Annotated in this window: 8 protein-coding genes and 1 other RNA gene; 6 read left to right on the forward strand and 3 right to left on the reverse strand. The window is 66.6% G+C overall.

Annotation, left to right across the window (positions count from 1 at the left end):
* Positions 1-813: 813 nt before the first annotated feature.
* Positions 814-1,452 (reverse strand): TetR/AcrR family transcriptional regulator, encoded by a 639-nt coding sequence (locus ACQR10_RS22845; protein WP_434891812.1) that lies wholly within the window; start codon positions 1,450-1,452, stop codon positions 814-816.
* Positions 1,453-1,639: 187 nt separating this feature from the next.
* On the opposite strand from ACQR10_RS22845, the gene ACQR10_RS22850 reads away from it, so the two are divergent.
* From ACQR10_RS22850 to ACQR10_RS22860, 3 genes are all read left to right on the forward strand, one after another.
* A complete protein-coding gene (locus ACQR10_RS22850) occupies positions 1,640-2,968 on the forward strand; it encodes an HlyD family secretion protein (RefSeq protein WP_316217735.1) in 1,329 nt (442 codons plus the stop codon).
* Between the two features lie 214 nt (positions 2,969-3,182).
* The gene (locus tag ACQR10_RS22855; RefSeq protein ID WP_316181703.1) at positions 3,183-4,772 is read left to right on the forward strand and encodes a DHA2 family efflux MFS transporter permease subunit; all 1,590 of its coding nucleotides are present in this window, start codon (positions 3,183-3,185) and stop codon (positions 4,770-4,772) included.
* 272 nt (positions 4,773-5,044) lie between these two features.
* On the forward strand, positions 5,045-6,862 hold the full coding sequence (locus ACQR10_RS22860) for an ABC transporter ATP-binding protein (RefSeq protein WP_434880327.1): 1,818 nt from the start codon (positions 5,045-5,047) through the stop codon (positions 6,860-6,862).
* Between the two features lie 48 nt (positions 6,863-6,910).
* On the opposite strand, the gene rnpB is transcribed toward ACQR10_RS22860, so the two are convergent.
* Positions 6,911-7,351, reverse strand: an RNA gene (gene rnpB / locus ACQR10_RS22865) — RNase P RNA component class A.
* A gap of 140 nt (positions 7,352-7,491) precedes the next feature.
* On the opposite strand from rnpB, the gene ACQR10_RS22870 reads away from it, so the two are divergent.
* Together ACQR10_RS22870 and ACQR10_RS22875 are read left to right on the forward strand one after the other, a co-directional pair.
* Complete coding sequence (locus tag ACQR10_RS22870) at positions 7,492-7,845, forward strand: YciI family protein (protein ID WP_315802106.1); 354 nt, start codon at positions 7,492-7,494, stop codon at positions 7,843-7,845.
* 33 nt (positions 7,846-7,878) lie between these two features.
* Positions 7,879-9,123 (forward strand): RNA polymerase sigma factor, encoded by a 1,245-nt coding sequence (locus ACQR10_RS22875; protein WP_316217732.1) that lies wholly within the window; start codon positions 7,879-7,881, stop codon positions 9,121-9,123.
* A 4-nt stretch (positions 9,124-9,127) separates the two neighbouring features.
* On the opposite strand, the gene ACQR10_RS22880 is transcribed toward ACQR10_RS22875, so the two are convergent.
* Entirely contained in the window at positions 9,128-9,979 is an 852-nt protein-coding gene (locus ACQR10_RS22880; protein ID WP_315802108.1) for an N-acetylmuramoyl-L-alanine amidase, read from the reverse strand.
* 527 nt (positions 9,980-10,506) lie between these two features.
* On the opposite strand from ACQR10_RS22880, the gene rsmH reads away from it, so the two are divergent.
* On the forward strand, positions 10,507-11,502 hold the full coding sequence (rsmH, locus tag ACQR10_RS22885; RefSeq protein ID WP_316181708.1) for a 16S rRNA (cytosine(1402)-N(4))-methyltransferase RsmH: 996 nt from the start codon (positions 10,507-10,509) through the stop codon (positions 11,500-11,502).

The raw sequence follows: 11,502 nt of genomic DNA on the forward strand, positions 1-11,502 counted from the left end.
AGGCGCCGTTTGTCCACCCTGCGCGCCTTGCATCGTCCACGTCATTGCAAGGCGCCCTTGCGCCGACGTGTCCGCCGAAGCCGATCGGGCGTAGGCGGAAGCAATCCAGACTGTTGGTGCGGCCCCTGGATCGCGTCGCTTCGCTCGCGATGACGCCGCACTGCTGCTGCTGTCATGCGCCTTAAAGACCATGTGCGCGCAAAAACTAAATTTGTCAGTCCCATCAACCTGATTTGCCCTGTCCAGTCCCCGCGCGAAAAATATTCTGCTTCCATTTTTCCGAATTTCATGGTTCTCTCTCCGCATCCCGCCTCGATCGAAGAGGGACGTTTCGCGGTCGTCACGAGCGTTGGAGGCGGGGAGCGGTGGCCTGTCGGCGCGCAGCGCGCTGGAATCGCGAGCGGACGAACGCGACCGGCAGGACGGTGAAGTCGTATGGTCCTGGCGCCCCGATGCTGGCGCTAAGTCGTTCGGTGATGAGCCGGACGGCGACGGTGGCTACAAGCCCGGACACCGGGGAGAGTACGTATAAATCGTAAGCCCACCGCGCAGGGAGGGCCGGGTGATCTCGGCTGAACCTGTGGTACCTGCCGCCTGCATTTTTTTCCGCAGGCGGGCCACGGGCGCGGCCAGCGCCCGGCCTTCCCTGCACCCTCCGATCGATCAGAGGGTGATCCGATTGCAGAGCTCGGGCGTCACCAGCCGCGAGAAGGAGAGCGCATGTCTCATGCTGACATATCTCGGGCTGACATGTCTTGCGCCGATATCCGTTGTGCCGACATCGGCGCGCGCATCGCGGCGGTCAGCGGCGTCTCAACTCTTGATGCCGTAGGTCGCGAGGAACATGCGCACCGCGCTGGCCACAACCTTGTGCGTCTCGTCGGGCGAGGGAGCGGGGGCTCCCTGGAAGATGAAGGGCAGGAACAGCGTGGCTTGGCACATCAGCTGGAATTGCGATGCGGCGAGGTGACAATCGTCGATGGCGAGCTCCCCGGCATCGACGCGGGCCTGCAGATAGGCGGCGAGCCGGCCGATCGTGCCCTCGATGACGCAATCATAGTAGCGCCGTCCCACCTCCGGCATGCGTTCGGCGATCGCCATCACGGTGCGGATCGCCGATCCGCCGCCGGGGCGGCAGACGACCGCGATCCAGGCGGTACCGAATTCGTACAGCACGGTCGCGGCGTCGCGGGCGGGATCGAAGCTGAAGTTCGAGGCGCCCCGATGCACGGTCTCCTCCGCGACGATCGCCTCGAACAGGCGGAATTTGTCGGCGAAGTAGACGTAGAGGGTGCCCTTGGAGACGCCGGCGACGCGCGCGATCTCGCCCATGCTGGCGCCGTCGAAGCCCATGTCCATGAACACCTTGCGGGCGCCCTCGAGGATCTGTCGGCGCTTCGAGGAATCGTCGTCCGACGTCGTCTGGGTGGTGGTGTGGTCCGCCTCAATCATTGGTTTAGGCTGTTCCCGAAGATTTGGCCGGCGCCAACGTCACAAAAGCATCTGCGCGGATATGTTGCGGTAGCGAAGATATAGATTGACCGAACGGTTCGGTCAATGATAGATATGGATTGACCGAACGGTTCGGTCGGAATTTTCGGGGCCTCGACGGCCCCGCTGTCATGGGTGGGAGTCTCTGATGGCCGCTGCGAGAGACCAGGCTGTACGGGCGCGCCGTCCGGACGCTGATGAAGCGCCGGAACAGACGAGGTCTGAGCCGGTCCGGCCGCAGGCCAGCGACACGGCGCAGCGCAAGCCTGCTGATGCCAAGCCTGGCGACCTGAAGGCCGACGTCAGCACCGAGGCTCCATCCGAACGGCCCGCGCCGGCCGGCGCTCCCGCGGGCGCGAAGCCGCAGGCCGTGGCCGCCGCGGCTCCGAAATCCGGCAAGCGCAAGCGGGTGCTGGCCAGCATCGGCGTGCTGCTCGCGCTCGCCGCCGCCGGCTATGCCACGCACTATTATCTGGTCGGCCGCTTCATGGTCTCGACCGACGATTCCTACGTCCGCGCCAACAACACCATGCTGGGCGCGCGCGTCTCCGGGCACATCCAGGAGATCGTGCCGCGCGACAATTCGGTGGTCCGCAAGGGCGACGTGATCTTCCGCATCGACGACGGCGACTACAAGATCGCGGTCGACGCCGCCCGCAGCAAGATCGCCACGCAGGAGGCGACGATCGCGCGCATCGGCCGCCAGGTCGCCGCGCAGCAGAGCGCCGCCGAGCAGGCGCAGGCCAATCTCACCTCATCCGAAGCCGCGATGAAGCGCGCCGGGCTCGACTATGAGCGCCAGCAGGCGCTGAGCAGCAAGGGCTTTGCCTCGCACGCGACCTTCGAGCAGTCGGAAGCCGCGCGCGACCAGGGCATGGCCGCGGTCCGCGCCGCCCGCGCCGCGTACGACGCCGCGCGCGACAATGTCGAGGTGACGAAGGCGCAGCAGGTCGAGGCCCAGGCGCAGCTCGCCGAGCTCAAGACATCGCTCGCCAAGGCGGAGCGCGATCTCGAATTCGCCACCGTGCGCGCGCCGGTCGACGGCACCTTCTCCAACCGCCTCGTCAACACCGGCGACTTCATCGCGGTCGGCCAGCGGCTCGGCAACGTCGTGCCGCTCGACGAGGTCTTCATCGACGCGAACTTCAAGGAAACCCAGCTCCGGCGCATCCGTCCGGGCCAGCCGGTCACGATCAAGGTCGACGCCTATGGCGCGCGCGGCTTCAAGGGCGTGGTCGACAGCATCTCGCCGGCCTCGGGCTCGGTGTTCACCCTGCTGCCGCCGGATAACGCCACCGGCAACTTCACCAAGATCGTGCAGCGCCTGCCCGTGCGCATCCGCGTGCCGAAGGATGTGGCGCGGCAGAACCTGCTGCGCGCCGGCATGTCGGTCTACGTCACCGTCGACACCACCGACGCCAAGGATGCCGACACCGACGCCGACCTCGACGCATCGGCGACGGTGCAGGGGAAGTAGTTGGACAGGGAAAGTATTTTGAACTGATGCGAGGGCACGAGCTGTCGCGTCATCGGAAGTCAGCTCCCTCCCTCCTTGTGGGGGAGGGCTGGGGAGGGGGGTACTCCGGGCGAGACCGCCGTTGTGGGCCCCCTCCCCCAGCCCCTCCCCACAAGGGGGAGGGGAGCGCACCGGGAATGCGGCGCGGTCCTCGATCCAAGCGGACTAACTGACCATGGCCACCGCCACCACAGCCAACCCCACCATGAGCGCGCCGGCGGCGCCGTCCGACCGCATCGCGCCGCGGCGTCTGATCGCGTTCCTGATCATGGTGTTCGGCATGTTCATGTCGATCCTGGACATCCAGATCGTGTCGGCGTCGCTGACCGAGATCCAGGCGGGTTTGTCGGCAAGCTCCAGCGAAGTGTCATGGGTGCAGACCGCCTATCTGATCGCCGAGGTGATCGCGATCCCGCTGTCCGGCTTCCTGTCGCGCGCGCTCGGCACGCGGCTGTTGTTCGCGATCTCGGCGGCCGGCTTCACCATCTCCAGCTTCCTGTGCGGCTTCGCCTCCTCGATCGAGCAGATGATCCTGTGGCGCGCTCTGCAGGGCTTCCTCGGCGCCGGCATGATCCCGACCGTGTTCGCCTCGGCCTACACGGTGTTTCCGCGCACCAAATTCCACATCGTCGGTCCGATCATCGGCCTCGTCGCCACGCTGGCGCCGACGGTGGGCCCGACCGTCGGCGGCTACATCACCGATGCGATGTCCTGGCACTGGCTGTTCTTCGTCAACATCCCGCCGGGCATCCTGATCACGATCGGCGTGCTGGCGCTCGTCGATTTCGACGAGCCGCATTTCGAGCTGCTCGATCGCTTCGACTGGTGGGGCCTGTTGTTCATGGCCGGCTTCCTCGGCTCGCTCGAATACGTGCTGGAGGAGGGGCCGCAATATGAATGGCTGCAGGACACCTCGGTCGCGATCTTCGCTGCGGTCTGTGCCGTCTCGGCGGTGTGCTTCTTCTGGCGGGTGCTGACGGCCGACGAGCCGATCGTCGACCTCTTCGCGTTCGGCAACCGCAACTTCGCGGTCGGCTGCCTGCTGCAATTCTGCATCGGCATCGGCCTTTATGGCCTGACCTACATCTATCCGCGCTATCTCGCCGAGGTCCGCGGCTACAGTGCGCTGATGATCGGCGAGACGATGTTCGTCTCCGGCGTCACCATGTTCCTGATGGCGCCGGTGGTCGGTCGGCTGATGCTGAAGGTCGACATGCGCCTGATGATCGCGTTCGGCCTCGTGATCTTCGCGATCGGCTCCTACCAGATGACCGGCATCACCCGCGACTACGATTTCTGGGAGCTGTTCCTGCCGCAGGTTCTGCGCGGCGTCGGCATGATGTTCGCGATGGTGCCGACCAACAACATCGCGCTCGGCACGCTCGCGCCCGACCGGGTCAAGAACGCCTCCGGCCTGTTCAACCTGATGCGCAATCTCGGCGGCGCCGTCGGCCTTGCCGTGATCAACCAGGTGCTGAACGACCGCACCGACCTGCACATCTCCCGCCTGCACGAGCGCGTCAACTGGGGCAATGCCACCGCGGTCGAGACCCTCAACATGCTGCAGCAGAAGCTGCAGGGGATGGGCGACTCGGCGCTGATGGCGATGAAGCAGCTGTCGCAGATCGTGCACCGGCAGGCGGTGGTGATGGGCTATGGCGATGCGTTCTTCATGTTGACCTGCTTCTACATCGCGCTCAGCTTCATGGTGATGCTGCTCAACAAGCCGAGCTCGCCGATGGCCGGCGGCGGCGACGCACATTGACGTGAGCGGCCCGCGGGCGCCTGCGGGTTGCCAAATCATACCCTCGATGGTATGGAACAAGAATTGTCGCTCGAACCGGGGAGATTTGCATGACTGAATCGCATCTGCAGATCGCGTGCACCCGCTCGATGCCTGTTCTGGTGTTCGGCCGCTCGCTTTGAGCACCACCGCCTAACTTCCCAACGCCTGATTACTCATCCGCAGACCGCGCGACGCGTCACGTCTGCATTATTTGGAGCCGGCTGGCGCTGCGCGCGCGGCCGGATGATGCCATGACCGTCGACGTCTCCGGCCTGAAGGCCGACAAGCGTCCCGCCGCCATCCGCGTCGTGATGCCGTTCGTGTTCCGCCACTGGCTGAAGCAGCCGCGCATGACCCTCGGCATTGCATGCGCGCTGCTGGGCGCCACCGCCGCCGACCTGTTCATGCCGGTGTTCTCCGGCAAGCTCGTCGATGCGCTGACGCTCGGCCCGGCAAACGGCGATGCGCGACATGCCGCGCTGGTGGCATTCGCCGGCATCGTCGCGCTGGGCTTCGCCTCGATCGTGCTGCGATTGTCGGGCCTGCAACTGATCGTGCCTTTCACCCTGCGCATCATGTCCGACGTGGCGCGCGACGCCTTCGTGCGCGTGCAGCGGTTCTCGACCGACTGGCACGCCAACAGTTTCGCCGGCTCCACGGTGCGCAAGATCACCCGGGGCATGTGGGCGCTCGACCTCTACAACGACACTATCCTGCTGGCCCTGCTGCCGTCGCTGTCGGTGCTGCTGGGCTCGATGGTGCTGCTCGGCCTGCATTGGGGCGCGCTGGGTGGGGTCATCGCCGTCGGCGCGGTGCTGTACGTCGCGATGACGGTGGCGTTCTCGACCCGCTACATCGCGCCGGCCGCACGGATCTCCAATGCCTGGGACACCAAGGTCGGCGGCACCCTGGCGGACGCGCTGAGCTGCAATGCGGTGGTGAAGTCGTTCGGCGCCGAGGCGCGCGAGGACTCCAGGCTGATGCGCGTCGTCAGCCGCTGGTCCCGGCGCGTCAACCGTACCTGGCTGCGCTACAACACCACGGCTGCGACGCAACTCGGCGTGCTCTTGTGCCTGCGCTCCTCGGTGATCGGCGGCGCCGTCCTGCTGTGGATGGCGGGCAGGGCCTCGCCGGGCGACGTCACCTATGTGCTGACCAGCTACTATGTGATCCATGCCTATCTGCGCGACGTCGGCATGCACATCAACAACTTGCAGCGTGCGGTCAACGACATGGACGAGCTGGTGGCGATCCATGGCGAGCCGATCGGCATCGTCGATGCCGCCGATGCCAGGCCGATCGCCGTGACGGGCGGCCACATCGTGTTTGATGCGGTGACGTTCCATTATGGCGGCCATCGTGCGCCGCTGTACGATCGGCTGTCGGTGGACATCCGGCCGGGCGAACGGATCGGCCTCGTCGGGCGCTCCGGCTCCGGCAAGACGACCTTCGTCAAGCTGGTACAGCGGCTGTACGACGTGAGCGGCGGCCGGATCCTGATCGACGGGCAGGACATCGCCCATGCCAAGCAGGACTCGCTGCGCAGCCAGATCGCGATCGTGCAGCAGGAGCCGATCCTGTTCCACCGCTCGCTGGCCGAGAACATCGCCTATGGCCGGCCGGGCGCCAGCCAGGCGGAGATCGAGCAGGCGGCGCGGCTTGCGAACGCGCATGAGTTCATCACGCGGCTGCCGAAGGGCTACGGTACGCTCGTCGGCGAGCGCGGCGTCAAGCTGTCGGGGGGCGAGCGGCAGCGGGTGGCGCTGGCGCGCGCGTTCCTGGCGGATGCGCGCGTGCTGATCCTGGACGAGGCGACCTCGAGCCTGGATTCGGAATCGGAGGCGCTGATCCAGGAGGCGATGGAGCGGCTGATGAAGGGCAGGACCGCGATCGTGATCGCGCATCGGCTGGCAACCGTGCGCAGCCTCGACCGCATCCTGGTGTTCGATCGTGGCCGCATCGTCGAGCAGGGCAGCCACGCCGCGCTGGTCGGCAAGCCTGGCGGACTCTATCGCAGCCTGTTCGAGCGGCAGGCCATCGAGTTCGGCCAGCTCTCGGCGGCGGGATAACACAAATGGTGAGGGGCCCGGCGCTGTCGGCGCCGAGCCCCTCATGAACATATCAGCCGGCCTGTAAGCCGGGTTCTGTAGGGCACCGCCACACTTGCGCATGACGATACGCGACGGCCATTCCTCTGGGATCGCGCTTGCGCGTGACCTCGGGCAACCTACCCGGACGGCGAGCCTGACATCGCTCCCGCGGACGTCATCGCCTGACACAAAGTGCCTGGGCGATTGTCTCCGCGTGGCCGTCCCTATTCGGTTTTGCTCCCGGTGGGGTTTACCATGCCGGTTCCGTTGCCGGCCCCGCGGTGCGCTCTTACCGCACCTTTTCACCCTTACTTGCCTCCCTCGCGGGAGGAAGCGGTTCGTTCTCTGTGGCACTGTCCCTGGGGTCGCCCCCGCCGGACGTTATCCGGCACCGCATGTCGATGGAGCCCGGACTTTCCTCCCCGGCGGCCTTTCGGCGCTTGCCGGAGCGGCCGTCCGGCCGACTGATGCGGCCTGAATGGGGCTTTCCGAGCAGCACGTCAAGCCATCGCCATGCCGGCGAAAAATATTATCCTTCGCGTGTCGTTCCATGTCGGCGCCGTTCGACTGGATGTCGGCGATCCAGCCGAACATGAGGAGCAAGTCCGATGCAGTATCTGTTGATGATCTATCTGAACGAGGTCGAATACGCGAAGATGGAGAAGGCGGCCGAAGGGAAGATGCTGGCGGAATATCAGGCCTTCACCCAGTCCATCATCTCGAGCGGCAACTACAAGGGCGGCGATCGGCTGCAGCCGACCACGACGTCGACCACCGTGCGGGTGCGGGACGGCAAGATCCTCACGACCGATGGTCCGTTCGCCGAGACCCGCGAGCAGCTCGGCGGCTACTACATGATCGAGGCCAAGAATCTCGACGAGGCGATCGGGATTGCCGCGCGGATTCCCGGCGCCCGGCTCGGCTCGATCGAGGTGCGGCCGGTCTGGCAATACAATCATTGAGACCGGTGCGGCTCGCTGCCGAGAAGGTCACCGATGACGCCCGATGCGATCGACAAGGTGTTCCGCGATGAGGCCGGCCGCGCACTCGCGACCTTGATCCGGCTCGTCGGTGACTTCGATCTGGCCGAGGACGTGCTGCAGGATGCGTTCGCTGCGGCGCTGCTCAAATGGCGGGGGTCCGACGCTCCCGCCAACCCGCGGGCGTGGCTGGTCAATGTCGCCCGCAACAAGGCCATCGATCGCATCCGGCGGCGGAGCAATTTTCGCGACAAGGAGGCGGAGATCGTTCATGCGATCGAGCGTGATGCCGCCAGCGACGACGCCGACGCGCCGGCCGATCTCGACGACGACATGCTGCGGCTGATCTTCATCTGCTGCCATCCGTCGTTCGCGCCGGAGGTCCAGGTCGCGCTGACGCTGCGCACGGTCTGCGGCCTCACCACCGCCGAGGTCGCCCGCGCTTTTGTCACCGGCGAGGAGGCGATGGCGCAGCGCCTGGTCCGCGCCAAGCAGAAGATCCGTCTCGCCGGCATTCCCTACGAGGTGCCGGGACGCGAGGCGCTCGAGGAGCGGCTGCGCGGCGTCCTGACCGTGATCTATCTGGTGTTCACCGAGGGCTATCTCGCGACCTCCGGCACGGAGCTGATTCGCGAGGATCTCGCGCGCGAGGCGATCCGGCTGGGTCGGCTGCTGCTTGGCTTGATGCCGGAGGCGCGCGACATCAAGGGCCTGCTCGCGTTGATGCTGCTGCACGATGCGCGGCGCGCCGGCCGAACCGATGCGGCGGGCGACATCGTCCTGCTGGAGGAGCAGGACCGCTCGCTGTGGAATCGCGAGCAGATCGCCGAAGGGCTGGGGCTGGTCGAACAGGCGCTGGGCATGAAGGGGCTGCCGCAGTCCTACACGGTCCAGGCGGCGATCGCCGCGCTTCATGCCCAGGCGTCCAGTTACGCTGAAACGGACTGGCGGCAGATCGTCGGCCTCTACGAGGTTCTGCTGCGGATCGCGCCTTCGCCGGTGATCGAGCTCAATCATGCAGCCGCTGTCTCGATGGTCGACGGCCCGGCGCGGGCGCTGGCGCTGGTCGATGCGCTGGCCGCCCGTGGCGGATTGAAGCAGTACGATCTGCTGCCGGCAGTGCGGGCGGACCTCCTGCGGCGGCTCGGCCGGCGCGACGAGGCAAGCGCGGCCTATCGCGAGGCGAGCGCAGCGACGCAGCTCGCGCCGCTCAGGCGTCTCTATGCACGCCGGCTCGGGGAGCTCGACGCGGAGGCCTGACGCGTCAGGCGCGCGGCGCCTGATCCTCGGCCGGAAGGCTCGTCAGCAGCGCATGCAGCGTCCACAAGGTCGAGCGGTCGGCGATGCCGTCGATCTTTTCGGGGCGGAAGTGTCGCTGGAACGCCGTGACCACATCCATGGTGATGCCGTCGAATTTGCCGGTGATCGGCACGCCATAGCCGTATTTGGCGAGCGCCTTCTGCAGGCCCTTGACGTCGTCGCCGATGCTGCCGAGCTTCAGCGTCTCGCCCTTGGTGATCGCCGCCGGCTGCACCCAATGGCCGACGCCGGAATTCGCCAGCGAATGCCACGGAAATTTCTCGCCCGGATCCTTCTTGCGCGCGGGCGCGACGTCGGAATGCCCGAGCACGCGATGCGCCGGGACGTTGCGGCGGAGCATGATGCCCCGGCACAGCGCGATCACCGCCGCGATCTGCCGCGGTGGGAAATCCGGATAGCCCCAATCGTGGCCGCGATTGACGATCTCGACGCCGATCGAGCAGGAATTGATGTCCTCCTCGCCGCCCCATGACGAGAGACCCGCGTGCCAGGCGCGCAAGGCCTCCGGCACGCACTGGACGATGCGTCCGTCCTCGAGCACGACGTAATGCGCGGAGACCTCGCTGCCGGCGGTACACAGCTTGGTGATCGCCCCTTCGACATCCGGCATGCCGGTGTAGTGCAGAATGATCATGTCCGGCTGGCGCCCGCCCTTGCGCTCGCCGAAATTGGCCGACGGGATGACGTCGGAGGCGACCGACGAGTCCGGCGTAAAGACCGGCAGGTCGGCAACGCCTTTGGGGATCGGCAGCGCACGGGAACGCTTCGATTCCGGCTTGTCGGAGGGATTGGGCATGAACGACTCGAAGCGGACGGCGGCGGCGATGGCTCAAACCGGATATGGGCAGGCACTACTCTTTTACATGTCCCAGCCGCAATCGAAATCGCATGCGAGCCCTCGATATTGAGCCGACCGTTGTATCGCGACGGCACGTCCGCCGACCGGCGCGCCGGCTCTGCTTCGCACTCCAAGTGCCTAACATCCGCCACAGACCGTCAACGGTTTGTTAACGCTAAACGCCGTTACTGAGTGGTGAAGAGCCAAGCCGGCTTTCGGGACGGCAAGCCGCCACGATGCAAGGTCCTGCACGGCAGATTACGATCGAAACCGGTTCCGGGGCGCTCCGGCGCCGTGCGATCGCTGTCGGATCGAGGGTCTCGACGTGGCCGGATCGTGCTGCTGATGTCGTGACGGCTCCACGGATGACGGAGCGTCCCGAGAGATGGCTTGGCGAATTGACGGGGCGCGAGGATCGAAGGCGCGATGGGCTCGCTGCCGACCAAAATCAGTCTGAAGCAACGGCGCGCTCGCGGAGCGGCCGCGTGAGTACGGCTGACCAGCGACACGTCCCGGTGCTCGGCCCCGAAGCGGTCGAGATGCTGGCGCCGCGCGACGGCGGAACCTACGTCGATGCGACCTTTGGCGCCGGCGGCTATACGCGCCTGATCCTGGCGACGGCGGGAACACGGGTCATAGGGATCGATCGCGACAGCACTGCAATCGCCGGCGGCGCTGGTCTCCTCGCCGAAGCGGGCGATCGCCTGAAACTGGTCGAGAACCGCTTCTCGGCATTGGCCGACATCTGTGCATCGCAAGGCCTCACGCATGTCGACGGCGTCGTGATGGATGTCGGCGTCTCCTCGATGCAGCTCGACTCCGCCGCGCGCGGCTTCTCGTTCAGGTTCGACGGCCCGCTCGACATGCGGATGGGCGGCACGGGACCGACGGCCGCCGATGTCGTCGCCCACGCTGCCGAGCGCGCTCTGGCCGACGTCATCTATATCTTTGGCGAAGAGCGGCACTCGCGCGCCGTGGCGCGGGCCATCGTGGCCGCGCGCAAGGAACAGCCGATCACGACGACGCGGCAGCTTGCCGACATCGTCGCGCGCGTGGTGAGATCCAAGCCTGGCGACATCCATCCGGCGACGCGCACGTTCCAGGCGTTGCGCATTCTCGTCAACGAGGAGCTGGACGAGCTCGAACAGGCGCTGTCGGCCGCGGAGCGCGTGTTGGCACCGGGCGGCCGGCTGGCGGTCGTCTCGTTCCATTCGCTCGAGGACCGCATCGTCAAGACGTTCCTCGCCGAGCGCAGCAGAACCGGCGGCGGCTCGCGCCATTTGCCCGAGATCGCGCAGGAGGCACCGAGCTTCCAACTGCTCAACCGCAAGCCGGTCGTGGCCGCGGAGGCCGAGACCGACGCCAATCCGCGGGCGCGGTCCGCCAAGCTGCGCGGTGCCGAGCGTACGGCCGCGCCGGCGCACGCTTCGGCATCTTCTTCGCCCTGGCCGCGCCTGGCCGATGTCCTGCGAGGAGGCTGA

This window comes from Bradyrhizobium sp. HKCCYLRH2060 (assembly GCF_051168135.1).
GTDB lineage: Bacteria > Pseudomonadota > Alphaproteobacteria > Rhizobiales > Xanthobacteraceae > Bradyrhizobium.